This window comes from Promicromonospora sp. AC04, from assembly GCF_003058225.1.
In the GTDB taxonomy this organism is placed as follows: Bacteria; Actinomycetota; Actinomycetes; order Actinomycetales; family Cellulomonadaceae; genus Promicromonospora.
In genome coordinates this window covers 18,806-44,530 of sequence record NZ_QBUG01000003.1, presented here as the reverse complement: position 1 = coordinate 44,530, position 25,725 = coordinate 18,806, and the positions used below count along the sequence as shown (strand labels likewise).

Below are 25,725 nucleotides of genomic sequence, written 5' to 3'. Positions count from 1 at the left end.
AATGTGCCGGTGAGCACAGAAGTCCAGAACCTTCCCCGGGTCCGCGCGTCCGAGCTTGTCGGGCGCGGCTGGCTGAACACCGGCGGCCACACCGTCACCCTCTCCGAGCTGCGCGGCAAGGTAGTGGTGCTCGACTTCTGGACCTTCTGCTGTATCAACTGCCTGCACGTCCTCGACGAGCTGCGCGAGGTCGAGGAGCAGCACCGCGACGAGCTCGTGATCATCGGCGTCCACTCGCCCAAGTTCGAGCACGAGGCGGACCCCGACGCGCTCGCCGCCGCCGTCGAGCGGTACGAGGTGCGGCACGCCGTCCTCGACGACCCGGAGCTGGTCACGTGGGGCGCGTACACCGCGCGGGCCTGGCCCACGCTCGTGGTCATCGATCCCGAGGGGTACATCGTGGCGCAGATGGCGGGCGAGGGGCACGGCTCCGCGATCGCCGCGCTCGTGGGTGACCTGATCGCCGAGCACGCGGCGAAGGGCACCCTGCACCGCGGTTCGGGGCCGTACGTGCCGCCCGCCCCGGCGTCGGGCACGCTGCGGTTCCCCGCTAAGGTCCTCGCCCTGCCGAACGGCAACCTGCTGGTCGCGGACGCCGGGCACCACTCCCTCGCGGAGCTCGCCCCCGACGGCGAGACGCTCGTGCGGCGCATCGGGTCGGGCGAGCGCGGGCTGGTCGACGGCGGGCCGGACGCGGCGCGGTTCTCGGAGCCGAACGGCCTGTGCCTGGTGCCCGACGAGCTGCGCGCCCACCTCGGCTACGACGTGGTGGTCGCCGACACCGTGAACCACGCCCTGCGCGGCCTGAGCCTCGCCGACGGCACGGTCACGACGGTGGCCGGCACCGGCGAGCAGTTCATGGTCGGTGGGCAGGAGAACGTCGGCGGGCGCGGCGGCGAGCCGCTGCGGGCCTACGAGCCCGGCACCGCCGTCGCGCCGCTCGACCTGCGCCTCAGCTCCCCGTGGGACGTCGCGTGGTCGCCGGTGCGGGGCGCGTTCGTCGTCGCCATGGCCGGCAACCACACCCTGTGGGAGGTCGACCTGCTGCAGGGCTCGGCGGGTCTGCTCGCCGGCACCATGAACGAGGGCCTGGAGGACGGCCCCGGTGCGGGGGCCTGGTTCGCCCAGACCTCCGGGATCGTGCCGTCCGTCGACCCCGAGGGGCGGCCCGACGGACACCTGTGGATCGCGGACTCCGAGACCTCGTCGCTGCGCCGCGTCGAGCTGTCCGACGGCGCGGACGGCGCGCCTGCCGCGACGATCACCACCGCCGTGGGCCAGGGCCTGTTCGACTTCGGGCACCGTGACGGCGCCGCCGGCCAGGCGCTGCTGCAGCACCCGCTGGGCGTGGCCACCCTGCCCGACGGCTCCGTCGTCGTCGCCGACACCTACAACGGCGCGCTGCGCCGCTACGACCCGGCGTCCGGCGAGGTGACCACCCTCGCGAAGGACCTGGCCGAGCCGTCGGACGTGCTCGTCGAGGTCGCCGACGGCGCGGTGCACCTGCTCGTGGTGGAGTCGGCGGCGCACCGGCTCACCCGGGTCGCGCTCCCGGCGAGCCTCGCGGGCGAGGTGCTCGACGGCGGCGCGCACCGGGTCGCCCGCCCCGCCACCGACGTCGGCGCCGGGGCGCTCCGGCTGGACGTGCCGTTCGCGCCCGCCCCGGGCCAGAAGCTCGACGACCGCTGGGGGCCTTCGACGTCGCTCCAGGTCAGCGCGACTCCGCCGGAGCTGCTGCTCTCCGGGGCCGGGAGCGGGACGGACCTGTTCCGGGACCTGGTGATCAACCCCGAGGTGGCCGAGGGCGTGCTGCACGTGACCGCGAAGGCGGCGTCGTGCGACCAGGTGCCGCTCCTGCCGAACGGTGAGCCGGACCCGGACGTATTCCCCGCCTGCCACCTGGCGCAGCAGGACTGGGGCGTCCCGGTCCGCGTGGTGCCCGACGGCGACGCCGGGCTCACCCTCCCGCTGCGGGGCTGAGCCGCTGTCAGACCCCGCCGCACGTGTCGGACCTACAGGTCCACCCGAGTGACCGATAGGTCCGACACCTGCGCCGGTTTTCTGACAGCTCAGCGGGTGAGCACCCCGGACAGCTCCGTCAGCGAGTCGATGACGGTCGTGCGCGCCGCCTCGGGGCGCTCCGCGTGCAGGTATCCCCACGGCCCGCGGCGGAGCAGGATCGGCCGCATCCCGGCGTCGGCGGCGGGGAGCACGTCGTTGTCGAGCCGGTCGCCGACGTAGGCGATCTCCTCGGGCGCGACTCCCGACAGCTCTGCGACCTTGGTGAAGAACCCAGGTTCGGGCTTCTGCACACCCCACTCGTCCGAGGTGCGGACAGCGCTCGCCGGGAGGTCCATCGCCTCCAGCGCGGCGCGCGCCTCCGGCGGCTGGTTGCCGGCGATGACCACGTCGAAGCCCGCCTCGCGCAGCGCGCTCAGTGCGGGCCGGACATCGGGGTAGAGGTCGTCGGCGTCGAACCTGTTGCGCAGGCCGTCCGGGTCGTCCCGCGCCCAGCGGGCGATCTCGGCCTCGAAGTCCAGCCCCGGCCGCACGATCTCGAACGCGTCCCGGTGCGACCGGTCAAGGGCGGCACAGCCGCCGAGCACGCCGAGGAACGTGAGGGCCGGGACGCCGAGCCGCTCGGCCCAGCGGAGCCAGATCCGGGACTCGTCGATGAGCGTCTCTCCGACGTCGAACACCACGGTGCGCACCATGGCCCCGACCCTAGGACCTCTGTCGCCTCATCCGGGAACCGGCGATCGAGCGACCCCTACACACTGCACGCGACACGCCGTTGACCGCGTGCAGTGTGCAGGGGTCGCTCTCCCCGACCTGAACCCGGTCAGGGCAGGTGGAACAGCGGATCCCCGGCCTGCACCCGCGCACCCGGACGGACCAGCTCGTCGAGACCGTTGGGGCCCAGGTCCAGGGCGACCACGGGTACCAGGGGCGAGCGGCCGCCGTTGGACACCGCGGTGGGGGACCAGACGACGAGCTCCTGGCCGGCCGTCACCGTGTCGCCCTCGGCGACGAGCAGGATGAATCCCTCGCCCTTGAGCTGGACCGTGTCGATGCCGAGGTGCACCAGGACGCCCCGGCCCGCGGCGGGCCCGGCGGCGGGTGCTCCGGCGGCAAGCCCGTCCGGCCCGGATGGTTCCACTGGCGGCGCCAGCAGCACGAACGCGTGCGGGTGCAGCTTCACCACGACGCCGGCGCACGGGGCGACGACGCGCCCACCGAGAGCGGGGTCGGGATCGATCGCGAGCCCCGGGCCGACGATGCTCTCCGCGAAGACGGGATCGGGCACGTCGCGCATCGCGACCACCCGTCCTGCGACGGGCGATCCGACGATCAGGGCCTCGGCCATGGGGCCATCTTGTCAGACCTTCGACCCGCACGAGATCGGTTCTTTGCCTTGGGCTCGGCCCGTCGCTGCCCCGTCGGGCCGGGCCGTGCAGGGTGGTGCGGAGCCGCGCCGGCGACCGGGGTATCGCCCGGTCCAGCGCGCGCGTGTAACGTTCCCAGCGCACTCGACGACGAGCCTTAGGGAGCGGACGGATGACGAGCGAGAGGCTCACGGGGGTCCCGGCGAGCCCGGGTCGCGCAGCGGGCACCGTGGTCCGGATGCCGGCCCGCGTCCCGGAGCCGAGCACGAGCCGCCTGTCGGGTTCCGCGGACGCCGCCGTCCGCGCCGTCGAGGAGGCCGCCGCAACGGTGGAGGCGGATCTCGCGGAGCGAGCGGGGCGTGCGTCGGGCACCGCGGCCGACGTCCTCGCGGTCACCGCGGCCATGGCCGCGGACCCGACCCTCGCCGCCGGGGCGGCCCGCCGCGTCCGGGAGGACCGCCTCACCCCGGAGCGTGCCGTGTGGGACGCCGCAGGCTCGGTCGCCACGCAGCTCGAGTCCCTCGGCCCGCCCATGTCGGAGCGCGCCCGTGACGTGCGGGACGTCCGGGACCGCATAGTCGCCGCCCTCACGGGCGCCGCGCCGCCCGGCGTGCCCGACCCGGGGCACCCGTTCGTGCTGGCCGCGAACGACCTCGCCCCGGCCGACACCGCGATGCTGGACCCCGCGGTGGTCACCGCGATCGTCACGGCGCGCGGCGGCCCCACCTCGCACATGGCGATCCTGGCCCGCGCCCTCGGCATCCCGGCGGTGGTCGCGCTGCCCGGCGCGAACGACCTCGCAGACGGCGAGGAAGTGGTGGTGGACGGCACGGCCGGCACGGTCCTGCGCACCCCCTCGGCGGACGACGTCGCGGGTGCCCGACGCCGGATCACCGCCGCCACCTTCGACGGCCGGGGCGTCACCCGCGACGGGTCCGAGGTGGAGCTCATGGCGAACGTCGCCGACCCGTCGGCGGCGCAGGCAGCGGCGGCCGCCGGCGCGCGGGGCGTCGGCCTGTTCCGCACCGAGTTCTGCTTCCTCGGCCGGGGCGAGGAGCCCACCATCGAGGAGCAGGTGACCGCCTACCGGGCGGTGCTGTCCCACTTCCCGGACCGCCGCGTGGTGGTCCGCACGCTCGACGCCGGCGCCGACAAGCCCCTGCGCTTCCTCACACCCGATCACGAGGACAACCCGGCGCTCGGCGTGCGGGGGCTGCGCACCGCCGTCGCGCACCCGGACGTGCTGGACCGGCAGCTGGACGCGATAGCCCAGGCCGCTGCCGCGGAGACCGCGGAGGTCTGGGTGATGGCGCCGATGGTCTCGACCGTGGACGAGGCCCGCGACTTCGCGGCCGCGTGCGCGGCGCACGGCCTGGAGCAGCCGGGCGTCATGATCGAGACTCCGGCTGCCGCGCTGCAGGCGCGACACGTGCTGGCGGAGGTGTCGTTCGCGAGCCTTGGTACCAACGACCTCACGCAGTACACGATGGCGGCCGACCGCGATCTGGCCGGCGTGGCCGCCCTGTCGACCCCGTGGCAGCCCGCCGTCCTGGAACTCGTCAGGATGGCGTGCGAGGGTGGTGCGATGCATGGTGCTCCGGTGGGTGTGTGCGGCGAGGCAGCGGCCGACCCCCTCCTCGCGCCCGTCCTGGTCGGGCTGGGCGTAACGTCACTGTCCATGACACCCCGTGCGCTGGCCGACGTCGCAGGTACCCTCGCAAGCGTGTCCCGTGACGAGTGCGCGGAGCTGGCACGAACAGTTCTGGAGTGTTCGACGGCGCAGGCCGCGCGCGACGTGGCACGCGAACGTCTTCTCACCTGAACCTAACCTGAACCTCCAGGTCACATCACAGTCACGTAGGCGCTTTAAGGTGGCCCGCATGCCCGAACCGATCCGGACCGATCCGCAGGAGCCCGCTGCACCCGACGTGCAGGTCACGCTCTCGACGGCGTCGGTCTTCCCCCGCCGTGTGCCGCTGGCCTTCGAGTCGGCGGCCGAGCTCGGCTATGACGGCGTCGAGGTCATGATCTGGTCCGAGGAGGTCACCCAGAACCCGCGCTCCCTGGCGAAGCTCGCCGCCGACACCGGCATGCCGGTGCGCTCGGTGCACGCGCCGACGCTGCTGGTGAGCCAGCGGGTCTGGGGCCGGTCCCCGGACGCGAAGCTGGAGCGGACCACCGACATGGCCCTCGAGCTCGGGGCCGGTACCGTGGTGGTGCACCCGCCGTTCCGCTGGCAGTACAAGTACGCGCGGCAGTTCCAGGACCAGGTGCGCGCGCTGAGCGAGACGACGGGCGTCACCATCGCCGTCGAGAATATGTACCCCTGGCGCGGCGGCAAGCGCGAGTTCCAGGCCTACCTGCCCGGCTGGGATCCCGCCGAGCACGACTACGACGCCGTGACCCTCGACCTGTCGCACGCGAGCGTGGCCCAGCAGGACGCGCTGACCCTGCTGGGTGTGTTCGGCGACCGCCTGCGTCACGTGCACCTCGCGGACGGCAACCACGGCCCCCGGGACGAGCACCTGGTGCCCGGCCGCGGGGCCATGCAGGCCGAGAAAGTGCTCCAGGAGCTGGTCGCGCGCCGTTGGAGCGGCGACGTCTGCGTGGAGATCTCGACCCGCGCCGCGCGCACCGCAGCCGAGCGCCACGACGACCTGGCCGCCTCGCTGAAGTTCGCGCGAGCCTACCTGTCGACCACGCCGCACGAGTTCCACACCCCGCCCGGGGCGCACCACCGGGCCCACGACGCCTGGTGACGCGTTCTGTGACCTTGGTCTCGAATGGGTTCGATCCTGCTCCGCGACGGGGCTAGACTGCGCACTGTCGAGAAGGTATGGCGCGGCGATCCGCCGCAGGGACGAAGGAGGTGGCGCGCATGACCCGTAGCGAGCCTCCGAGTAGTCCGAGCCGCAGCTGAGCTGACGGTTTCCCTGTCCGCGTGCTCGCGGGCTCTCGCGCACCGGTGCGCTCCGCCCTCTTCTCGGGCGTGAGGTCCACCGGTCGTCCGGCCGTCCCTGTTGCGGTGTCCGTTCGCAGTCCTTTTTCCTGCGCTCGACCCCAGGAGTTCCCCATGGCCACGTTCCTGCCCTCCCGCCCCGCCCGTCCGCTGCTTGGCGCACTGCGCCCGCGCCGCGCCGTCGGCATCGTGCCCGACGTCGCCCCGCGCCCCGCCGCGCCCGCACCCCGCTCGTCGGTGGTCGCCGCCGCGATCTACGACGACGGCGTCCGCACCGCCGGCTACGACAACCTCGCGGAGACGTTCAGCGCGCTCCGGTCCCGGCCCGGCGGCATGGCCTGGATCGGGCTGGAGCGGCCGGACGAGGCCGAGCTGACGTCGCTCGCGCGTGAGTTCGACCTGCACCCCCTCGCGATCGAGGACGCCATCCAGGCGCACCAGCGCCCCAAGATCGAGCGGTACGGCGACACCCTGTTCGTCGTGCTGCGCGCGGCCCGCTACCTGGACGACGTCGAGGAGGTCGAGTTCGGCGAGCTGCACGTGTTCGTGGGGCCTGACTTCGTGGTGACCGTGCGGCACGGTGCCTCGCCGGACCTGGCCGCGGTGCGCACCCGCCTGGAGTCGGACCGCGAGATGCTCTCGCGCGGCCCCGAGGCCGTCCTGTACGCGATCCTCGACAGCGTCGTGGACGGCTACGCGCCCGTCGTCGCAGGGCTGGACCACGACATCGACGAGATCGAGTCCGACGTCTGGGGCGGCGCCCCCGACGTGTCCCGGCGCATCTACGAGCTGTCCCGCGAGGTCATCGACTTCCAGCGTGCGGTCCGGCCCGAGCAGGGCCTCTGCGCCTCGCTCGCCAAGGGCGCCGACAAGTACGGCGTGCACCCGGAGCTGCAGGCCTACCTGCGCGACGTCGCTGACCACCTCACCGAGGCCGCCGACCGCATCGAGGTCTTCCGGGCCGCGCTGCGCGACATCCTCACGGTCGCCGCGACCCTCGTCGCACAGCGGCAGAACGAGGAGATGAAGCACCTGTCGGAGGTCAGCATCCGGCAGGGCGAGGAGGTCAAGAAGATCTCGGGCTGGGCGGCCATCCTGTTCGCCCCGACCCTCGTCGGCACGGTCTACGGCATGAACTTCGAGATCATGCCGGAGCTCGACTGGGCGTACGGCTACCCGGTGGCCCTCGTCGCGATGCTGGCCGTGAGCGTCGGCCTGTTCGGCGTCTTCCGCTGGAAGCGCTGGATCTGACCTGCCACGGCGGGCCGCGCCCGCCGCGGCCCGCCGCCCGCCTCAGGCGGGGTCGAGCGTCTCCGGGTCGGGCAGCGACACGATGTACCGGTGCCCGACGGCGGCGACCATGAGGCCCGCCGTCGCCCCGACGATCAGCGGCGTGCTGTAGCCCGCGCGGGCCAGCAGGCCACCGATCAGGGAGCCGAGCGGCATGGCGCCCCAGAGCGCGGTGCGCCACGTGCCGTGCACCCGGCCCAGCAGGTGGTTCGGCACCGCCGCCTGGCGCAGCGACATGACCAGCACGTTCCACGTCGTCGTGCAGCCGAACGACACGAAGATGGCGACCGCCCCGACCCAGGCAAGGGGGAATGCGCCGGCGAGGAACCACGCCCCGAGGCCGACGGCGTTCGCGACCGCCATGACGGGTCCCGTCCCGAAGCGCGCCTTGAGGCGGTTGGTGATCGCGGCCGCAGTCAGGGCCCCCACGGCGCCGGCCAGCAGGAAGGTGCCGTACCAGGCCTCGGGCACGTCGAGCCGCTCCAGGATGAAGAGCACGAGCGTGGACGTGATGGCGGCGTGGCAGATGCCGATGAGCACGCTCACTATCCACAGCGGGCGCAGCATCTTGCTCGCCCAGATGAACCGGAACCCGGCGACGAGCTCGGCCCTCCAGCCTCCCGCCAGGGCGCTGCCGGGGTCCTGCTCGGCCTCGGGGGCGCGAGGAGAGTCCGGCCCCTCCTCGGCATCCGCTGCCGGCTCGGCGCCGCGCCGCGCCGTCCCGCGCCCGCCGAAGGACCGGGCGGCGATGCCGGACGCGACAGCGGGCAGCGTCAGGGCCAGCCCGCCCGCCACGGCGTACGCGGCGGTGTTCAGCCCGAGCGCCCACGCCGCAGAGAACGCGAGCAGCCAGGACGTGAGCGGCTGGGAGAGGAACTGCTGCACCACGATCTCGACGGCCTCGATGCGCGAGTTCGCGCGCGGCAGGTCGCTCCTGCCGACGAGCGACGGGACGACGGCGCGGATGGCGCCGTCGTACACCGTCTCCAGCACGCCGTACAGGAGCACGACCAGCAGGAGCCACCAGATGGTGAGCGCATCGGTGAGGTGCAGCGCGAGGAGGCCACCCGCCACGAGGGCGCGGACACCGCCCGCCAGGGCGAGGGCGAGGCGGCGGTCGATCCGGTCCACGAGCACGCCCGCCGGGATGGCGAACAGCAGCCAGGGGAGCAGCGCTGCGACCGCGACCAGGGACACGAGCAGCGGGTCGTTCGTCAGCTGCACGGCCAGCAGCGGTGCGGCGACGCGTGCGATGCCGTCGCCCAGGCTCGAGCTGAGGTTGGCGGCGATGACCCTGGTGAACGCGCCGCCGAGCGGCGCAGGCTTCATCGCGGGCGCGGGCTCGGAGTTCACGGCGGTGGAAGACACGGGCCAGAGGCTACCGCCTCGGTGGCACCGGTTTTCACCCGGCCCGGCCGGCCGGCGTGCTGCCTCCGCTCAGGCTCAGGCGGGGACGCGCTCCGGCACGCGTGCCCCGACCGCGCGCAGCACGAACGACTCGGCGGCACGGATGGTGCGCTCGCGGGCGACGGGCTCGTCCGGGATGAGGCGGCCGGACAGGCAGGCGTTGACGAGGTGCACCGTCGGCTCGATGTCCTGGGGCGGGAACGTCCCGGCGGAGATCCCCGCGGTGAGGATCCGACGCAGGATCGCCTCCACGATGTCGGCGTGCTCGCGCAGGCGCTGCTGCGTGGCGCGGGACAGGACCGTACGCAGGTCCGGGCCGGGGGCGAGATGGAAGACGCGGGTGAGCTGAGCCTGCTGGCGGATGTAGGTACGCAGCTGTTCCACGGGGTCGCTCACGCCGTCCAGAGCCCGCTCCAGCGTGTGGGCGTACTGCTCCGTCTCGTGGGTGATGAACCCGAGGAGCAGCGCTTCCTTGTCGTGGAAGTGGTTGTAGACAGCGGTCCGGCCGACGTGCGCCGCTGCGGCGATGTCGGCCAGGGTGATGGTGTCGAACCCGCGCTCCGCCATGAGGGTGGACAGAGCGGTGAACAGCTTGTGCCTTGTCATCTGGCGATGCTCGTGCAGGCTCTTGCCGATGATCTTGGGCATGCTGACATCATATGCCTGCGTCGTCAGGTAACTGGAACCCGGGATCGGGTCTCGGAAGGGGGTCGAAGACGTCTTCTACCGAGAGATGGCGTTAAGTCCCGATACACCACCTTTGTGCAGTTGGAAATCTGCCTTTTTCACCCTCAACATACTGAGACTCGGTCGCTTTGAAATGCTTCATGGGTGCTGGTTATTGGCAGGGTCGAAAGCTGGTCACCAGGCGGTCGCAACGATGTGCGCGCGCTGTCACCAGCGTGTTTCCTCTCTGTAACATGCCCGCATCATGGGGGAAAGTGCCCCGCAGTAAAGTGCCCGCATGACATTTCTGGCGGGCGTGATCCCTGCGGAGCATGCTTCGGGTCACATTCTGATCCTGCCCAGTACGAACGGACCGGTCGCGGTGAGCGAGCTCGCCGCCGCGTGGTTCTCTGACATTGCGTGGCTCCGAGAACCGTCCCGCACCTCGGGTACGCGACGGATGGCCGGAGCCCGGTTCCGGGGCATGGCGCAGCCCGACTTGCTCACCCCCGGCGTCATGCGGCTGGGGGACGGGCACGTCGCGACCGGCCCCTTCGAGGTCGGCGAGGCGCACCTCGCCGAGGTGGGGATCTCCGCCGCCACGGCGGAGGCTTACTCCGTGGCGCGCAGCGACGGTCTGCGGGACGTCCGTGGCGCGGCCCCGACGTCGTACGACGACCGCGACGGCATCGCCCATGCCTTCCCGCACGCGCTGCCGCAGGGCGAGGAGCTGCGCATCGTGCAGTGGATGGTCGCGGCGGCCCGCAAGACCGGCGGGGGCGTGCTCGCCGACGGCCGGCAGCCGCTGGTCCCGGACCCCGCGGCGTCCGTCAACCTGTCGCTCTACGCCGCGCACGCCCTGCTGCCCGGCGACGTGCTGCCCATGCTCCGCTCGCTCATCGCGACGGCCGACGTGACCGCCGAGCAGGTCACGCCCGACGGGTCGCCGCGCTACACCCTCGCGGGCAGCACCGCCTACGACGGCGCGATAGTGGTCGACGTGGAGCGCGTCGACCGGGTGCCGCGCGCGCTCGGGTCGCTGGACTGGCGCAGCTACGGACCGTTCGCGTATCGCATGGCCTGGATGCCGGCCGACCCCTACGAGCTGGAGCTCGAGCACGCGTCCGGGCTGCACGTCATCGCCCGGGCACGTATGCGCGCCTCGCTGGCCCGCCTCGCGGTAGCCCTCCAGAGCCGGATCGCCGGGATCCTCGTGGACGACGGCGGCTTCATCGCCACCCCGGAGGAGCTGGACGGGCGCAACGACTCGACCGCAGGTGGCGCTCCGGGTTCGCGCGCCTGGGTCTGACCCCGACTAGTTATCCACAGATTTGGTCCACAGCCCTGTGTGTTGTGTGGGAAATCCGGGGCTGTACCTGTGGACAAGACTGTGGGTGACGAGAGGGTGAAAATTACAACCGTGGAGCGGTTGCCGCTTGCACGACACGCGGATAGAAACGTTGGCAGTGGTTCGACGATCCGGGTGCAGATGCGGTGCGCTGCAGCAGCACCGACCGGCCCGGGCATCGGACACATGGTCGACCGGAGAACGACAGGACGTCCCGTACCGCGGTGCGGGCTGTGGATGACGCCACGGGTGCCTGTACGGGGCCGGAAGACCGCCCGCGTCCGAAGTGTCCGTGGAGAACAGGCCTGGCGATCCGGGTCTGACGGGTACGTCGGAGTCGTGACGTCGACACGACGCCCCTGGTCCTCGCCGAGTGCGGGCCATGGGTACGCGGTTCTGCCAGGGCCCCCGGCCTGCCCCGGGGGCCCTGGCCCATGCCCGGGCCCCGGGGCAGGCGCCCGGATCCGGACGCGATCTAGGCTCAGCGCATGAGCAACCTCGAGACCCGGCCGGACGAGCAGGTCTGCACCGCCGGCGAGCAGGGCGACGGCATCGAGCTCCTCACCCCGCGCGACGTGCCGCTCGGCGGACCGCGGGCGATGAACGTCCGGCGCACCATCCCGCAGCGCGCCCGGTCGCTCGTGGGGGCGTGGTGCTTCAGCGACCACTACGGCCCCGACGACGTCTCGTCCGGCGAGGGCATGCAGGTTCCCCCGCACCCGCACACCGGGCTGCAGACGGTGAGCTGGCTCTTCGCGGGCGAGATCCTGCACCGCGACTCCGTGGGGTCGCTCCAGACGGTCCGGCCGGGCGAGCTCAACCTCATGACCGCGGGTGTCGGCATCTCGCACTCTGAGGAGTCGCCCGCGCAGGGGCGCCCGCCCCGGTTGCACGGGGTTCAGCTGTGGACGGCGCTGCCCGGCGCTGCCCTCGGCGTAGACCCGCACTTCGAGCACCACGGCGACCTCCCGGTCGCACGGGCCGACGGCGCCGTCGTGCAGGTGTTCATCGGCCGCCTCGCGGTCGCCGGCGAGGAGCTGGCCTCGCCCGCGACGACGTACACGCCCCTCGTGGGTGCGCAGATCGACCTGGAGCCGGGCGCCGAGGTGCGGCTCGACGTCGACCCGGCGCACGAGCACGCCCTGCTCGTGGACACCGGCGACGTGACCTTCGAGACCCGCGTCGTCCCGCCGTCGAACCTCGGTTACGTGGCGCCGGGACGGTCCGTGCTCGCCGTGCGTGCCGGGGCCGGGGCGCCCGCCCGGGCGGTCCTGATCGGCGGGGAGCCGTTCGCCGAGGACGTCGTCATGTGGTGGAACTTCATGGGCCGCACGCACGAGGACATCGTCCGGGCCCGCGACGGCTGGATGGCACAGATCGCCGAGCTCGACGCCGGGGCGACGGGGTACGCCGACGGCGCCGCCGGGCGCCTGTTCGGCCAGGTGCGGGGCTATCCGAGCGGGCCGCTGCGCGCGCCCGCGCTGCCCGATCTGCGCCTCAAGCCGAGGGCGCGGCCGGGCCAGGGCTGACCTGTCGCAGCAGCGGCGGGTGCAGCACGGCCGCCGTCGGGTCGACGCCGGCCGCCAGGCGGTAGAGCTCGGCAGGCCGACCGGGCCCGCTCCCGCCCAGGCGTCCGGTCGGCTCCAGGAAGCCTGGCGTGCCCGTGGCCTTGCGGTGGAAGTTGCGCGCGTCCAGGTGGGTGCCCCAGACCGCCTCGTACACACCGCGTAGCTCGGCGACCGTGAACTCGGGCGGGCAGAACGCCGCTGCCAGGGGGGAGTACTCGAGCTTGGCGCGGGCCCGCTCCACGCCGTCGGCCAGGATGCGGTCGTGGTCGAAGGCGAGGTGCGCCGTCGTGCCGCCGACCGGGACCCAGCGGGCCTCGGCCGCGTCGCCGCCCGCCGCGGGCAGCCCGAACGCGGGCGCGAGCAGGAGGTACGCGACAGAGAGCACAGGGCCGCGTGGGTCCCGCCCGAGCGGGCCGTAGGTTCGGAGCTGCTCCAGGTGCCATGGCCCGGTGCCGGTCACGCCGGCCGGCACCGTCAGCCCCGTCTCCTCCTCGAGCTCCCGTCCCGCCGCCTGCTCAAGGGTTTCGCCCGGCAGCACGAACCCGCCCGGCAGCGCGGCCTGGCCGCGATACGGCTCCAGGAGCCGGTCGACCACGAGGGCGTGCAGGGCCGCGCCGCGCACCGTGAGGGCTACGACGTCGACGGTGACGGGGAAGGCGCCCGCGGTGCCGGGCACGGCGGGCGGGGGGAGGGCTGTACGGGCCATGGCATCGACGGTACATTCTCGTCACCTTGACGAAAAGCCGAGCGGGTAGATATCGTCAAAGTGACGACAATGATGGAGGAGAAGTCGACGATGGCAACGATCAAGCGCTACCCCTGGATCCGCCAGTTCCTGGGCTCCGCGAGCGACTACGTGGTGCACCTCAGCAATGGCCGCGTGCGGCACGAGGGCGTGGGTCAGGCCTTCTGGTTCCGCCCCGACACGTCGGTGCTCAGCGAGGTGCCCGCAACCGACCAGGAGCTCCCGGTCCTGTTCCACGCCGTCACGCGCGACCAGCAGGACGTCAGCGTGCAGTCGAACGTCACCTACCGGTTCGGCGACCCGGTCCTCGCGTCCCAGCGCCTCGACTTCGGCATCTTTCCCGCCACGGGCATGGGGCAGGAGGCGAGCGGCCGCCAGCAGGTGGGCGCCATCGTGGGCCAGCTCGCACAGAGCCTCACCGTCGACCTGATCGCCACGCTGGACCTGGCCGAGGCGCTCGAGTCCGGCATCGGGCGTGTGCGGACGGCACTTGGCGCGCTGGGCGACGACGCTCGCCTGGTTGCGACGGGTATCGAGGTGCTGGGTGTGCGGGTGCTCGCGATCCGGCCGGAGGGCGACGTCGAGAAGGCCCTGCGCACGCCCGTGCGTGAGCGGCTCCAGTCCGAGGCCGATCGTGCGACTTACGAGCGGCGCGCGGTCGCCGTCGAGCGGGAACGCAAGATCGCGGAGAACGAGCTCGCGAGCCAGATCGAGCTCGCCGCCCGGCGCGAGCAGCTCGTCGCCCAGGAAGGGGCGAACAAGCGGCGTGAGGCCGAAGAAGCTGCGGCGGCCGCACTCGTGTCGGCCAGGTCCGACGCCGAGCGTCGCGAGATCGCCGCGGCCGCCCAGGCCGCCTCGCTGCGGCAGCTCGGTGAGGCCGAGGCAGCCAAGGAGGCGGCACTCATGGAGGTCTACGCGAACGTCGGGCGCGACGTGCTCACCGCCCTCGCTCTGCGCGACGCCGCACCGCACCTGCCCAGCGTGGGCTCGCTGACCGTCACGCCCGACCTGGTGAGCGGTCTCCTGAGCGCGCTGACGTCCCGGGCGAGCGAGTCGACGTCGGATGGCGCGCCGGCCGCGGGGCACTGACGTGGCGCTCCGCACCCGGGCGGTGCTCGTACACCGCCGCACCGAGCTCGACGAGCTGCTGGACCGGCACGCCACGCGCGGTCAGGCGGAGTTCTTCCTCCGCACTCGCGGTCGCACCCTGGCGGAGGTCGAGGCCCGGCACGAGGCCGCCGCATCGGCCCGCCGGGCAGTCGCGGCGAGCGTGCCGTCCGACTGGGCGCTCGCGGAGGTGGAACGGGCCGACCTGGACCGCTTCCTCTTCGCGCCCGAGGACGTCGTCCTCGTGGTGGGCCAGGACGGGCTGGTCGCGAACGCGGCCAAGTACCTGGACCAGCAGCTCGTGGTCGGCGTAAACCCCGAGCCGGGTGCCAACCTCGGCGTCCTGGTACGGCACGAGGTCGAGAGCGTCGCCGAGATCATCGACAACCTGGCCGCCCCGCAGGGCGGCGCGAACCAGGCATCGTTCGCGGCCCTGCTCTGTGACGAGCTCACCATGGTCCACGCGCGGCTCGACGACGGCCAGGAGCTCCGCGCCGTCAACGAGCTGTTCCTGGGGCACCCGAGCCACCAGTCGGCGCGCTACACGCTGGCGGTCGACGGCGGGTCGGAGCGGCAGTCGTCGTCGGGCCTGATCGTCAGTACGGGCACCGGCGCCACCGGGTGGTGCGCCTCGATAGCGCACGACCGCGGCGGCCGCAGGCTGCCCGAACCCACCGACCCGGCTCTGGCCTGGTTCGTTCGTGAGGCCTGGCCGTCGCCCATCACCGGCGTCACGATGACCGAGGGCGTGCTCGACGACGACCGCGAGCTCGTCGTGACCGTCCAGTCCGACCGGCTGGTGGTGTTCGGGGACGGTATGGAGGCCGACCGGCTCGAGGTCTCCTGGGGCCAGGAGGTCCGGATCGGGGTGGCCGAGCGGAGGCTCCGGCTCCTGTGAGGTCGGGTCCGGCCGGCGTCGGTGTCAGTCGATGTCGTACCGGAGCATGAACTCGCCGGCGTCGAGCACCACGTGGCTGACCTCGACGGCCGCGCCGTCCTGCGTGAACGCGGTGCGCGTGACCGAGAGCACCGGCGTGCCGGGCTCGATGCGCAGCTCCTCGATCTCCTCGATCGTCGGCATACGGGCCACGACGTCCTCGCGGAACCGCACCGGCGCGTGCCCGGCCTCGGTCAGGCGCGCGTGCGTACCGCCCGGCCCGATCTCCTGGTCCGCGATCGGTGTCCCGGCCGCGATCGACGAGGGCAGGTACGACGTCGCGAACAGCACGGGCTTGCGCTCCCGCAGGTGCAGGCGCTCGCGCACGGTGACCTTTTCGCCCTTCGCGAGACCGAGCGCCGTGCGGATCTTCTCGGACGGCTCCGCCTCCGCCGTGACGGCGAGCGTGCGGACCGTAAGGCCCGCGCCGGTCTCGTCGATCTCGGCGGTCACGGTGGACTCGTCCACCTTGCCGCCCGTGCTGTCCCGCACGATCGGCTCGAAAGCCCGGACGAACACACCGGAGCCGTGGCGGGTCACGGTCAGGCCCTCGTCCTTGAGCATCGACAGGCCGTGGCGCGCGGTCATGCGCGCCACGCCGTAGTTCGACATGAGCGCTGCTTCGCTCGGAAGGCGATCGCCCGGTTTGTACGTTCCGGAGCGGATCGCGGCACGAAGATCCTTGGCGATGCTTGCGGCAGTCACACGTCCCTCTCTAGACACGGAACCCACCTAACCCGCAGCCAGTGCGTATACGCAACTTTTCCGCGTAGCAGTTGCGACCTCCATTTAACCCGCAACAGGCTGTCTATGCGCCTAGAGGTAGGTGCAGAAAGGTGGGAGAGATGGCGACGATTGCGGGCAACCTGGCCGATTCCGCGGCCGGTGTGGCGGAGCTGCTGGCGGAGGTGGGGGACGCGCGGATCAAGTGGGTCGAGGTGTTCCGGGATCATCTGGTCGTGCATCCGGCGCGGCAATCGGAGGGTGCGGCGATCGCGGCGCAGCTGGGGATCACGGTGGCGACGGACTACCCGGCGACCAAGCCGGGGTTCACGATGTGGACCGGTACCTGGAACGGGATGGACATGTATGTCTACGGCGACCTGCGCGGCACGACGCGCACGGTCCGGGCGTGGCCGACATGACCGGTGGCTCGTGCGAGGCCGGTCCCGACCACGACGACGGTCCGACGCCGGGAGCGCATCTCGCCGAGCTCGTCGGGGTCACCGCGCTCATCGCCCACATCTTCGACATCCATACGCTGGACGTCCGGGCGGGCGTGGACCATCTCGACCTCGAGGACGACGTCGTGGGCGTGCTGACCGTCGACGTCGTCGCCGCCCGGGTGCCCGACGCCCTGAAGCTCGCCGGGCTGCTCCACCTCACCGAGCGCCTGGGCCACCACGACGGCGAGGCGCGTGGGCCCATGGTGTGGCGGTGCTGGAGCGGCTGGGTGCCGGCCGCCGAACGCGGCCTGCCGGTCTCGCTGCACGTGACGGCGCCGATCCGGGGTTGAGCGCGGCTCCCCGCACAGACGAACGCCGCAGGCGGACGGTGGGTCCGGCCTGCGGCGTTCTTGCTGGAGCGGGTGACGGGAATCGAACCCGCGCTATCAGCTTGGGAAGCTGAAGTTCTACCATTGAACTACACCCGCATCGTCCGGTTCTGTCCGAGTATCTGCCGTTCCGGAATCCCGCTAGGGTTCCGCAACAGCGCCCGTGAACCTGGCGCGCGACCCGATCATACCCAACCTCGCCCGGATGCCCGAACCAGGTCCCGCGCGAGTGTCGCCGAGCAGCCGGAGCAGCAGTGAGCGAGCACCCCAGCGAGAAGCCGACCGAGCCGATCTACAAGGAGACCAAGCCTCTGCCCCCGCGGCCGCCGAAGCCCCCGCAGCCGCCGCGCGAGACGCGCGTCGTGCAGACGCCGAGGACTCCCGCGAGGACGCCGTCGAAGAGCAGCCCCGCGAACTATCAGCAGCAGTACGACTACGACCGCCCGACCCCGCCGCCAGAGCACGTGCCGGGCCGTAAGTCGCGCATCACCGCAGGCCTGCTCGGGATCCTGCTGGGAGTGGTGGGCGCACACCGGTTCTACCTGGGCTACAAGGGCCTGGGCTGGATCATGCTGCTCATCACCGTGGTGTCGCTGGGACAGGCGTGGTTCGTGCCGGCGATCTGGGGCGCGATCGAGGGGATCCTGTACCTCGTGATGCGCAAGGGCTACTGGTCGGTGGACGCGAAGCACCAGCCGCTGCAGTGGTGACGATCGCCCGATGACGCGGGCGGCGCCAGCCGGGAGGAGGCAGCGCCAGCCGGACGAGGCAGCGCCACCCCGGGACGGAGCGGCGCCGCCCCGCGGTGGCCAGTACCGTATCGGGGTGCTCCTCTCCGACCGCGATATCCGTGCCGAGCTCGACGCCCGTCGCGTGGTCCTCGATCCGTACGACGCGTCGATGCTGCAGCCGTCGAGCATCGACGTGCGCCTCGACAAGTTCTTCCGGCTGTTCGACAACCACAAGTACCCGTTCATCGACCCCGCGACGGACCAGCCCGAGCTGACCCGTCTCGTGGAGGCGGACAACGGCGAGGCGTTCGTGCTGCACCCGGGTGAGTTCGTGCTGGGCAGCACTTTCGAGGCGGTCACGCTGCCCGACGACGTCGCCGCCCGCCTCGAGGGCAAGTCCTCCCTGGGCCGGCTGGGCCTGCTGACGCACTCCACGGCCGGCTTCATCGACCCGGGATTCAGCGGACACGTGACGCTGGAGCTGAGCAACGTCGCGACGCTGCCGATCAAGCTGTGGCCCGGCATGAAGATCGGCCAGCTGTGCTTCTTCCGGCTTTCGTCGGCGTCGGAGCACCCGTACGGGTCGGACCTGTACGGCTCCCGCTACCAGGGCCAGCGCGGCCCGACGGCGTCCCGCTCCTCGAAGAACTTCCACCGCACCGCGGTGTGACGAAGGGCCGGCGGGCGCCCCGACGGGCGTTCGCCGAGCGGTAGGCTCCGGATGCCCGGTGCGGACCGGGCATCCGGACGTAAGAAGGGTCCCCGATGGCCGCTCCCCAGCTCCCGCTCTTGCCGCGCACGGTCGCGCAGGCACACCAGGCGCGACACGTTCTGACCGTGCCCGGTGACGTGGAGCTGGACGAGATCGAGGTCCTCGCACTCTCGCGTTTCTCCGCCACCCGCTGGGACGTGGTCCCCGTCGGGATCTTCCCGGGCAACGTGGCGGGTGCCCCGCAGGGCCGCCGCGCGCAGGGCCGCGAGCCGGGCGTGCTGCGGGTCTCGCGGCACGCGGTGATGAACGGGCCGTACCTGCCCTCGGGCGACGGTTTCGACCTCGGTGTGCCGCCGGGTGCGGCGATGGCCTTCGACATCGTCTGCCACCGCGAGCGGGGGGAGCCGCCGTTCCCCGCGGGCGATCGCGACGGCATCGGGCGGGCCTTCGCGGCCGGGATGCCCGAGCGCGAGGAGCGCCGCATCGTCGAGTGGCTCGTCGCCGTCGCGCGGCGGCTGGGCGGTTCCCTCCGCCTGGACGTCGGCGGTATCTGGGACGCCACGGCCGCCCCGGGCAGCCCGACGGCGAAGCCCGGCGCCGGCGTCGTGCTCACCCCGGACGCCGGGGCAGCGATCGACATGACCGTGTACTCCGACGTCTGGCTCGACCCGCAGGCCGCGCACACGATCCTGCAGAAGGTGCACCCGCGCGCCCGTCTCCACATGGACGGCAAGGAGTGGGGCGGTCCGCCGGACGGCATCGCGGACAAGCCGCTGTACCGGGGCGAGACCCTGGACCCCGAGCTGCGCAAGAAGATCCACGCGGCCGCGGACGACTACGACATCAAGGCGCTCACCGGCCCGCGCGTCCTGGACGGGTACGGCCTGGTCGTGGAGCTCGGCGTCGACGGCATCGTCTCGGTCGAGATCAGTGGCGAGGAGAAGCTGCCGCGCCTGCTGCGCGGCCTGCCGTGGGCGGAGCAGGGCGCGGTGCGCTACTGGGTGCACTGGGAGCCGCAGGACCTCGTGGAGTCGCAGCGGGAGTTCCCCGCCATGGAGCTGCGGATCGCACGCAAGCGCGCGGCGGAGCTGGTGGCCCGGCTCGCGAGCACGATCCAGGGCGCCGCCGGAGGCGAGATCGCCGACGAGGACGGCTTTCTGGTAGACCCCGCCGACCTCTGATCACCCAGGCCTCACCTGCCTGCGGCGGCCTGGCCTGCGGCGGCGCCGTGACCTGTGCCGCTGTCCCGTCGGCCGGGCCGCCTGCGGTCAGAGGTACTGGCCCGGGGTCCGGCGCTCTCCGCCCGCCTCGTCGTCCTGGCCGCCCGGCATGGTGGGCCCGCCGGGACCGGCCGGGCCGAACGCGCCGGTGCCGGGCGGCAGGGCGCGGCGCATCTGGGAGAGCTGCGCCTGGGCCGCCATCTGCTGCGCCACGAGCGCCGTCTGGATGCCGTGGAACAGGCCTTCGAGCCAGCCCACGAGCTGCGCCTGGGCCACGCGGAGCTCGGCGTCGGACGGTGCCGAGTCGTCGGAGAACGGCAGCGTGATGCGGTGCAGCTCGTCGACCAGGTCGGGGGAGAGGCCGTCCTCGAGCTCGTGGATCGAGCGCTCGTGGATCTCGGCCAGGCGCGAACGAGCGGCCTCGTCCAGCGGGGCGTCGCGCACCTCGTCGAGCAGCCGCTTGATCATGCCGCCGATGCGCATGACCTTGGCCGGCTCCTCGACCTGCCCCACGACGGCCTCGGCCTCGTCGACCTCAGCCTCGCCGCGGGCGCCCTTGGGCTCGCCCTCCGGCGGCACGGCCGCACCGTCCGGTGTCACCACCTGGGGGTGCACGGTAGGCGCCCCGTCACGTGACTCGTCGCGGTGGTCGTCGGGCCGCTCGTCGGACTGGGGGTTGGCTCGTTCGTCGGTCATGGGTCCAGTCTTGCTCGAATCGGCTGTCGCCCGCATTGCATTCTGGCGCCGGGAACGAAATTGTCGGCCATGCCTATATATAGGCATGAGTTGATCACGGGACCAGGAGCACTTTGCCGAAGGCCCCGCCCGACTCCAGCAGGTCGTGCGCCGACTGCGCCTCCGTGAACGGGATGCGGGCGTGTATCACCGGCCGCACCCGGCCGTCGGCAACCATCGGCCAGACGTGGCGTTCGGTGTCGGCGACGATGCGCGCCTTCTCGTCCGGGGGCAGGGGCCTGAGCAGCGTCCCCGTGATCGTCCCGCGCCGGGCGAGGAGCGCGCTGAGGTCGAGCTCGCCGCGCCGGCCCTGCTGCATCCCGATGACGACCAGGCGGCCGCCGCGGGCCAGGGCGCGGACATTGTCGCCCAGCGCGCCCCCGCCGAGCAGGTCGAGCACGACGTCGGCCCCCCGGCCGCCGGTCGCCTTCCGCACCTCTTCCACGAAGTCCTGCCGCCGGTGGTCGATGACGACGTCAGCGCCGAGCTCGGCGCACCGCGCGGCGCGCTCCGGCCCGCCCGCGGTCGTTGCCACGTGCGCGCCCAGCGCCCGCGCGACCTGGATCGCGAACGTGCCGATGCCGCCCGATCCGCCGTGGACCAGCACCCACTCGCCGGAGCGCAGCCCGCCGACGTCGACGAGGTTGTTCCAGACGGTGCACGCGGCCTCGGGGAGAGCCGCCGCGTCGACCAGGTCGATGCCGTCGGGCACCGGGAGTACCTGCGTCTCGCGGACCATCACTTCCTCCGCGTAACCGCCGCCCTCGAGGAGCGCGACGACGCGGTCCCCGGCGCGCCACCGCGACACGCCGAGTCCGACACGCTTCACAGTTCCTGATATCTCAAGACCTGGCCAGTCCGGGGCGTTCGGCGGAGGGGAGTAGTATCCGGCGCGTTGTAGCAGGTCAGCGCGGTTGACTCCGGCAGCAGCCACAGTGATCACTACGTCGCTTTGGCCAGCAATCGGGTGATTCAGGGATGAAAGGGAGAGTTTCCCTGAGGGCCCGGCTCCGGATATCGTGACGGCTCGCACATCGATGAAGCCTACTTCCGTGTGGCCTCACGAGGGTCGCCAGCGGAAACCGGGTGCCGGTAACTTGTACGCAGCACCGAGGGGTGTTCGGCGGGCACCACGCACGCCACCCCTTCCGGATCAGTGATGGAGAGAGGTACGCATGTTCCGCAGGTTGGGAGTGCGCGGGAAAGTTCTTGCGACTCTGGTTACGCCTGCCATCGTCCTGGTCATCGCAGCGGCGTACATCATCGGCCTGTCTGTGGTCGACGCGATGCGCGCGCAGCAGACGAGCGATCTCGTCGCCGCGCTGGAGTACCAGGACATGGCTGGAACGACCTTCGCGCAGGAGCGGTCGTACAACATCGTGGCGATGATCGACGACAGCAAGTCCGGCGACGACGCCCGTCGCGCGCTGCTGCAGGGCACGCCCAAGCTGGACGAGGACGGCAACCCCGTCACCGACGCGGAGGGCAACCCCGTGTGGGCCGCCCCGGCCGCCCAGGCGCAGACGATCACGGCTCTCGACCAGCGCGACGAGGCGCTGCTCAACATCGACATCTCGATGCTCGACCAGCGCGTCAAGGACGCCGTCGCGCAGACCATCGAGGACCGCGCTGCCATCACCGAGGTGCAGAAGAAGGTAGCCGAAGGGCGCCTCACCGAGCAGGTGGCGACCGACGCGTACGGCACGTACATCGACGGTGCCCTCGAGGTGATGGACTCCATCGCCGACACGTCCGAGGACCGTGAGCTGGGTACCCGCCTCGAGGCGTACTACTCGATGGACCAGCTGATGCTGACGAACACCTACGAGCGCCCGGTGGTCGCCCTGACCCTCGGCCTCGCCGCCGTTGACCAGAGCTTCGCCACCAACATGGCGCTGCGTGCGGCAGACCTGGTGAACCTGGGCGACCGCGAGTGGGACAGCACGCAGGACCTCTTCGACCGGATCCCCGGTGACTACCAGGTGCCCGGCATGGACGGCGTCTACGGCACCGTCCGCGGCGCCATCGCGCGCGGCGACCTCGCGGCGATCCAGCCGGCCCAGGCCGCGGCGTTCACCACCGAGTCCGCCAAGTGGGTCGAGGAAGGCCGCATCGTCCGTGACGCGGTCCGCGAGGACTCCGCGGCCTTCGCGCAGGAGCAGGCCGACATCGCCGCGAACCGCGCGTACCTCACCGGTGGCATCGCCATCGCGGCCCTCGGCTTCTCGATCATCACGGCGCTCGTCATCGCCCGCCGCCTGGTCTCCCCGCTGCGCCGTCTGACCCAGGCTGCCGGTGTGGTCCGGGACCGCCTCCCCACCCTGGTGGAGCAGGTGTCGGTGCCGGGCCAGGGGCCGAGCATCGACCTCGACCCGATCACCGTCGAGTCGTCGGACGAGATCGGCCAGCTGGCCGCCGCGTTCAACGACGTGAACCGGACAACCATCGACGTCGCCCGCGAACAGGCAGCCCTCCGTGGCTCCATCGCCGAGATGTTCGTCAACGTGGCCCGCCGCGACCAGGTGCTCCTCAACCGGCAGCTCGCGTTCCTCGACGACCTCGAGCGTTCCGAGGAAGACCCGTCGACGCTGTCGAACCTGTTCCGCCTCGACCACCTCGCGACCCGGATGCGCCGCAACGCGGAGTCCCTCCTGGTCCTCGCGGGCATCGACTCCGGTCGTCGCGTGCGCCAGCCCATGCCGGTCTCCGACGTCATCCGTACCGCGTCGTCCGAGATCGAGCTGTACGACCGGGTCCGCCTGAACCTCGTGGTCGACCCGATGATGCTGGGCCACAACGCGCTGAACGCGGCGCACCTGCTGGCCGAGCTCCTCGAGAACGCGACGATGTTCTCGGAGCCGCACACGCCCGTCGAGGTCACCACGGCCCGCGACGAGCAGTTCGTCACCGTCGTGGTCCGCGACCACGGCCTCGGGATGAACCCCGAGGAGGTCGCGGAGGCGAACCGCAAGGTGCTCAGCCACGCGGCGTCGGACGCCGTCGGCGCCCAGCGCCTCGGCCTCTACGTGGTCGGCCGCCTGTCGGACCGCCTCGGCGCCCAGGTGACGTTCGGCGTGGGCGAGGGTGGCACCGGCACCGAGGTGACGGTCCGCTTCCCGGCTGTGCTGTTCATGCCGGACAACGCGATGCCGCTGCCGATGCCGACCGACCCGCTGGAGGCCAACACGCAGGCGGCCGCCTCGCAGTTCAACGGCGGCGGCGTGGCCACCGGCCCGGGTACCGGCGCGATGCGGGGCGCGGGAGTGCCCACCAGCGGCTTCGGCCAGCCCGCTGTCACGGCGGCGTCCCCGGCCACCACCTCCGTCCCGCAGCAGGGCGGCCTGCCGGTCCCGACCGGCACGTCGCAGATCGCCGCGGCCGCGTTCGCGGCCCAGCCCGCTCCCGTCGCGCGGCAGGTAGACATCAACGCCCTGACGGACGGCACGACGGCGCTCGGCCTGGCCCGGCGTCGCAGCTCGACGGCGGCGCACCCGGTGGCGGAGACGACCCCGACCGGTTCGATCGTGCTGCCGGAGATCCAGACGCCGTCGCTCCCGCAGGAGTACCAGGGCGACGACAACGCATGGGCCCCGCCGTCGAACGTGTCGGAAGGCAGCTCCCTCCCGAGCCGCCAGCGTGCACCGCAGCCGGTGGAGCCGGTCGCGCCGGTCTTCGAGGACACCACGCCGGCCGCGGTGGACGTGGACCAGCGCAGCGCGCTCTTCTCGAGCTTCCGTTCGCTGAACACGATCGATCCCGTCGAGGGCGGCACGCAGTCGCTGCAGCTCGACCCGATCACGCAGGACCCGGCCGCGCTGCCGGGGATGTCCGACACCGACGTGATGCGGTTCCCGGCTGCGGGCAGCGCTCCTGCTCCCGCGACCCCTGCACCGGCGCAGAGCTTCGGCGCACCGCCGGAGAGCTTCGGCGGACCGTTCCAGGGTGATGGTGGGCAGGCGCAGGGCTTCGGGGCGGAGGCCCCGGAGGGCCCCGACTCGTCGTTCGAGGCGCTGCCCGCGTTCGAGGAGCTCATGGCGGACCTCCCGAGCCGGCGCTCGACCGCCACGGGTACCCAGCAGGGCGGCAAGCCGGCCCAGCAGAAGCGCGGTCTGTTCGGTCGCCGGCCGGGCCAGCCCGCCACCGGTGAGCTGCGCGCCTACCAGCCGCAGGAGCGTCCGGCGTCGCGTCCGATCCAGACCGTGGGCGGCCCCGTCGCCGGTGCGCCGACCTTCGGCGCACCGACCGCGCCCGCGCCGAACCCCGAGACGCAGAGCTTCCAGGTCCAGAACTTCCAGCCGCAGGACTTCCCGGCGCAGGACTTCCAGCGGGACTTCCAGCCGCAGGACTTCCAGGCGCCGAGCGGCCCGCCGCAGGGAAACCCCGCCCCGATGACCGGCGCCTTCCCGGCCCAGACTCCGACGGGTGCCTTCCCGGTCCAGGCTCCGGAGCCGCCGATCGCGGACCCGACGTATCAGCGGGGTTACCAGGAGGGCTACCAGAAGGCCGTCCAGGAGTCGCTGACGTCGGCGATGCCGGCGCTCTCGAACGCCCCGGCCGGCGGCACGGTTCCGGTGCCTTCCGCGCAGGTCGCGGCCCCCGCACCTGCTCGGCCTGCCACCACTCCCGGCATCAACCCGTTCGTGGACGCGGCACCCCGCGCGGCAGCTGCTGCCGCGCCGGCCCCCGCTCCCGAGCAGGCGCCTGCCTCGTTCGTGTCCGCCCCGGCCACCCAGGCCGTGCCGGTGGCCGCCGTGCAGCAGTCCTTCGATCCTCCCGTCCGGGAGTTCAGCGAGCCGTACCCCACGGGTGCCGTGTACGACCCGTCGTACGGTTCGCCGGCGCCGCTGGCCAAGCGCGCCGCCGGCACGGACGGCGACGGCAAGGACCCACTAGACCCTGAGTACGTGCGTGACTCGGTGGAAGCCCGCTCGGAGTGGACCGCTTCGGCAGTTCTCTACGAGGAGATGACGAGCCTCCTTCGTCGGGGGGCTTATCAGGAAGATGATGTGAAAGAGAACGACTCGTACCGTCCGGCAGCCGTCAGCACTGAGGTTGCCAACGGCGGTCTGACTCGCCGCACTCGCGGTGCCTCCGGCACCGGGGCGGACCCCACTGTCGAGCGCCTCTCAGCTCGCATCGACCGTGATCCTGAGCAGCTTCGCTCACGTCTCTCGGCGTTCCAGTCGGCCACCGCGCGTGGCCGGTCGGAGTCGGCGGACGAGGGCAAATCTGAGCACGAGAACGGCAAGAAGGGCGATGGGGACTCGACGTGGGCACCCTCGACCGTGAATCATGTCCCTGACTCAGCGCCGCAGTCGCGGTGACAAAAGCGCGTCTGTGGATTCTGACTAGGAGGAAC

The 25,725-nt window shown here is 72.2% G+C and carries 22 protein-coding genes and 1 tRNA gene; 14 read left to right on the top strand and 9 right to left on the bottom strand.

The window, feature by feature from the left end; all coding sequences use genetic code 11:
• Positions 1-9 precede the first annotated feature (9 nt).
• Positions 10-1,980 carry an NHL domain-containing thioredoxin family protein gene (locus C8K30_RS09360; RefSeq protein WP_108493038.1) on the top strand — a complete coding sequence of 657 codons (1,971 nt, stop codon included), beginning with the start codon at positions 10-12 and terminating at the stop codon, positions 1,978-1,980.
• Positions 1,981-2,069: 89 nt separating this feature from the next.
• Here the strand turns inward: C8K30_RS09360 and C8K30_RS09355 are convergent, their stop codons facing one another.
• On the bottom strand, positions 2,070-2,714 hold the full coding sequence (locus tag C8K30_RS09355; RefSeq protein ID WP_108492646.1) for an HAD family hydrolase: 645 nt from the start codon (positions 2,712-2,714) through the stop codon (positions 2,070-2,072).
• 128 nt (positions 2,715-2,842) lie between these two features.
• Complete coding sequence (locus C8K30_RS09350; RefSeq protein ID WP_108492645.1) at positions 2,843-3,367, bottom strand: PTS glucose transporter subunit IIA; 525 nt, start codon at positions 3,365-3,367, stop codon at positions 2,843-2,845.
• A 191-nt stretch (positions 3,368-3,558) separates the two neighbouring features.
• Here C8K30_RS09350 and ptsP point away from each other — a divergent pair, with 191 nt between their 5' ends.
• From ptsP to C8K30_RS09335, 3 genes are all read left to right on the top strand, one after another.
• On the top strand, positions 3,559-5,208 hold the full coding sequence (ptsP, locus tag C8K30_RS09345; RefSeq protein ID WP_108492644.1) for a phosphoenolpyruvate--protein phosphotransferase: 1,650 nt from the start codon (positions 3,559-3,561) through the stop codon (positions 5,206-5,208).
• A gap of 58 nt (positions 5,209-5,266) precedes the next feature.
• Positions 5,267-6,145, top strand: a complete 879-nt coding sequence (locus C8K30_RS09340; protein WP_108492643.1) for a sugar phosphate isomerase/epimerase — start codon at positions 5,267-5,269, stop codon at positions 6,143-6,145.
• 314 nt (positions 6,146-6,459) lie between these two features.
• Positions 6,460-7,596 carry a magnesium and cobalt transport protein CorA gene (locus tag C8K30_RS09335; RefSeq protein WP_108492642.1) on the top strand — a complete coding sequence of 379 codons (1,137 nt, stop codon included), beginning with the start codon at positions 6,460-6,462 and terminating at the stop codon, positions 7,594-7,596.
• 42 nt (positions 7,597-7,638) lie between these two features.
• Here C8K30_RS09335 and C8K30_RS09330 read toward each other — a convergent pair whose 3' ends face one another.
• Positions 7,639-9,003 carry an MFS transporter gene (locus C8K30_RS09330; RefSeq protein ID WP_146197401.1) on the bottom strand — a complete coding sequence of 455 codons (1,365 nt, stop codon included), beginning with the start codon at positions 9,001-9,003 and terminating at the stop codon, positions 7,639-7,641.
• 75 nt (positions 9,004-9,078) lie between these two features.
• Positions 9,079-9,690, bottom strand: coding sequence for a TetR/AcrR family transcriptional regulator (locus C8K30_RS09325; RefSeq protein ID WP_108492640.1), 612 nt, complete (start codon positions 9,688-9,690; stop codon positions 9,079-9,081).
• A gap of 316 nt (positions 9,691-10,006) precedes the next feature.
• Between C8K30_RS09325 and C8K30_RS09320 the strand changes: the two genes are divergently transcribed.
• Both C8K30_RS09320 and C8K30_RS09315 read left to right on the top strand, forming a co-directional pair.
• Positions 10,007-11,017, top strand: coding sequence for a hypothetical protein (locus C8K30_RS09320; RefSeq protein WP_233257076.1), 1,011 nt, complete (start codon positions 10,007-10,009; stop codon positions 11,015-11,017).
• Positions 11,018-11,544: 527 nt separating this feature from the next.
• Entirely contained in the window at positions 11,545-12,585 is a 1,041-nt protein-coding gene (locus C8K30_RS09315; RefSeq protein WP_108492638.1) for a pirin family protein, read from the top strand.
• On the opposite strand, the gene C8K30_RS09310 is transcribed toward C8K30_RS09315, so the two are convergent.
• Entirely contained in the window at positions 12,554-13,330 is a 777-nt protein-coding gene (locus tag C8K30_RS09310) for an NUDIX domain-containing protein (protein ID WP_108492637.1), read from the bottom strand. The two genes, C8K30_RS09315 and C8K30_RS09310, sit on opposite strands and share 32 nt — an antisense overlap.
• A 90-nt stretch (positions 13,331-13,420) precedes the next feature.
• Between C8K30_RS09310 and C8K30_RS09305 the strand changes: the two genes are divergently transcribed.
• Together C8K30_RS09305 and C8K30_RS09300 are read left to right on the top strand one after the other, a co-directional pair.
• Complete coding sequence (locus C8K30_RS09305; RefSeq protein WP_108493037.1) at positions 13,421-14,458, top strand: SPFH domain-containing protein; 1,038 nt, start codon at positions 13,421-13,423, stop codon at positions 14,456-14,458.
• 1 nt (position 14,459) lies between these two features.
• On the top strand, positions 14,460-15,374 hold the full coding sequence (locus C8K30_RS09300) for a hypothetical protein (protein ID WP_233257075.1): 915 nt from the start codon (positions 14,460-14,462) through the stop codon (positions 15,372-15,374).
• 24 nt (positions 15,375-15,398) lie between these two features.
• Here C8K30_RS09300 and C8K30_RS09295 read toward each other — a convergent pair whose 3' ends face one another.
• Positions 15,399-16,118 carry a GntR family transcriptional regulator gene (locus C8K30_RS09295; RefSeq protein ID WP_199230421.1) on the bottom strand — a complete coding sequence of 240 codons (720 nt, stop codon included), beginning with the start codon at positions 16,116-16,118 and terminating at the stop codon, positions 15,399-15,401.
• A 140-nt stretch (positions 16,119-16,258) separates the two neighbouring features.
• Here C8K30_RS09295 and C8K30_RS09290 point away from each other — a divergent pair, with 140 nt between their 5' ends.
• Together C8K30_RS09290 and C8K30_RS09285 are read left to right on the top strand one after the other, a co-directional pair.
• On the top strand, positions 16,259-16,558 hold the full coding sequence (locus C8K30_RS09290; RefSeq protein WP_108492635.1) for a hypothetical protein: 300 nt from the start codon (positions 16,259-16,261) through the stop codon (positions 16,556-16,558).
• Positions 16,546-16,929: a hypothetical protein gene (locus C8K30_RS09285; protein WP_108492634.1), complete on the top strand. Its 384-nt coding sequence runs from the start codon at positions 16,546-16,548 to the stop codon at positions 16,927-16,929. The genes C8K30_RS09290 and C8K30_RS09285 overlap by 13 nt, the downstream gene beginning before the upstream one ends.
• A 64-nt stretch (positions 16,930-16,993) precedes the next feature.
• Here C8K30_RS09285 and C8K30_RS09280 read toward each other — a convergent pair.
• Positions 16,994-17,067, bottom strand: a tRNA-Gly gene (locus C8K30_RS09280).
• A 155-nt stretch (positions 17,068-17,222) separates the two neighbouring features.
• Between C8K30_RS09280 and C8K30_RS31210 the strand changes: the two genes are divergently transcribed.
• The 3 genes from C8K30_RS31210 to C8K30_RS09265 all read left to right on the top strand — a co-directional run bounded on the left by C8K30_RS31210 (position 17,223) and on the right by C8K30_RS09265 (position 19,592).
• Entirely contained in the window at positions 17,223-17,678 is a 456-nt protein-coding gene (locus C8K30_RS31210; RefSeq protein WP_233257074.1) for a TM2 domain-containing protein, read from the top strand.
• Positions 17,679-17,793: 115 nt separating this feature from the next.
• Entirely contained in the window at positions 17,794-18,369 is a 576-nt protein-coding gene (gene dcd, locus C8K30_RS09270; protein WP_108492633.1) for a dCTP deaminase, read from the top strand.
• Positions 18,370-18,464: 95 nt separating this feature from the next.
• Entirely contained in the window at positions 18,465-19,592 is a 1,128-nt protein-coding gene (locus C8K30_RS09265; RefSeq protein WP_108492632.1) for a hypothetical protein, read from the top strand.
• A gap of 87 nt (positions 19,593-19,679) precedes the next feature.
• On the opposite strand, the gene C8K30_RS09260 is transcribed toward C8K30_RS09265, so the two are convergent.
• Positions 19,680-20,327: a bacterial proteasome activator family protein gene (locus C8K30_RS09260; RefSeq protein ID WP_108492631.1), complete on the bottom strand. Its 648-nt coding sequence runs from the start codon at positions 20,325-20,327 to the stop codon at positions 19,680-19,682.
• A gap of 94 nt (positions 20,328-20,421) precedes the next feature.
• Positions 20,422-21,399: an NAD(P)H-quinone oxidoreductase gene (locus C8K30_RS09255; protein WP_108492630.1), complete on the bottom strand. Its 978-nt coding sequence runs from the start codon at positions 21,397-21,399 to the stop codon at positions 20,422-20,424.
• A 142-nt stretch (positions 21,400-21,541) separates the two neighbouring features.
• Between C8K30_RS09255 and C8K30_RS09250 the strand changes: the two genes are divergently transcribed.
• Positions 21,542-25,690, top strand: coding sequence for an ATP-binding protein (locus C8K30_RS09250; protein ID WP_146197400.1), 4,149 nt, complete (start codon positions 21,542-21,544; stop codon positions 25,688-25,690).
• Positions 25,691-25,725: the final 35 nt, after the last annotated feature.

Coding starts and splice junctions, on each gene's coding strand:
- C8K30_RS09340 (WP_108492643.1), top strand. CDS start 5,267: ATGCCCGAACCGATCCGGACCGATCCGCAGGAGCCCGCTGCACCCGAC.
- C8K30_RS09290 (WP_108492635.1), top strand. CDS start 16,259: ATGGCGACGATTGCGGGCAACCTGGCCGATTCCGCGGCCGGTGTGGCG.
- C8K30_RS09325 (WP_108492640.1), bottom strand. CDS start 9,690: ATGCCCAAGATCATCGGCAAGAGCCTGCACGAGCATCGCCAGATGACA.
- C8K30_RS09250 (WP_146197400.1), top strand. CDS start 21,542: ATGTTCCGCAGGTTGGGAGTGCGCGGGAAAGTTCTTGCGACTCTGGTT.
- C8K30_RS09335 (WP_108492642.1), top strand. CDS start 6,460: ATGGCCACGTTCCTGCCCTCCCGCCCCGCCCGTCCGCTGCTTGGCGCA.
- C8K30_RS09355 (WP_108492646.1), bottom strand. CDS start 2,714: ATGGTGCGCACCGTGGTGTTCGACGTCGGAGAGACGCTCATCGACGAG.
- C8K30_RS09350 (WP_108492645.1), bottom strand. CDS start 3,367: ATGGCCGAGGCCCTGATCGTCGGATCGCCCGTCGCAGGACGGGTGGTC.
- C8K30_RS09320 (WP_233257076.1), top strand. CDS start 10,007: ATGACATTTCTGGCGGGCGTGATCCCTGCGGAGCATGCTTCGGGTCAC.
- C8K30_RS09265 (WP_108492632.1), top strand. CDS start 18,465: ATGGCCGCTCCCCAGCTCCCGCTCTTGCCGCGCACGGTCGCGCAGGCA.
- C8K30_RS09315 (WP_108492638.1), top strand. CDS start 11,545: ATGAGCAACCTCGAGACCCGGCCGGACGAGCAGGTCTGCACCGCCGGC.
- C8K30_RS09260 (WP_108492631.1), bottom strand. CDS start 20,327: ATGACCGACGAACGAGCCAACCCCCAGTCCGACGAGCGGCCCGACGAC.
- C8K30_RS09305 (WP_108493037.1), top strand. CDS start 13,421: ATGGCAACGATCAAGCGCTACCCCTGGATCCGCCAGTTCCTGGGCTCC.
- C8K30_RS09310 (WP_108492637.1), bottom strand. CDS start 13,330: ATGGCCCGTACAGCCCTCCCCCCGCCCGCCGTGCCCGGCACCGCGGGC.
- ptsP (WP_108492644.1), top strand. CDS start 3,559: ATGACGAGCGAGAGGCTCACGGGGGTCCCGGCGAGCCCGGGTCGCGCA.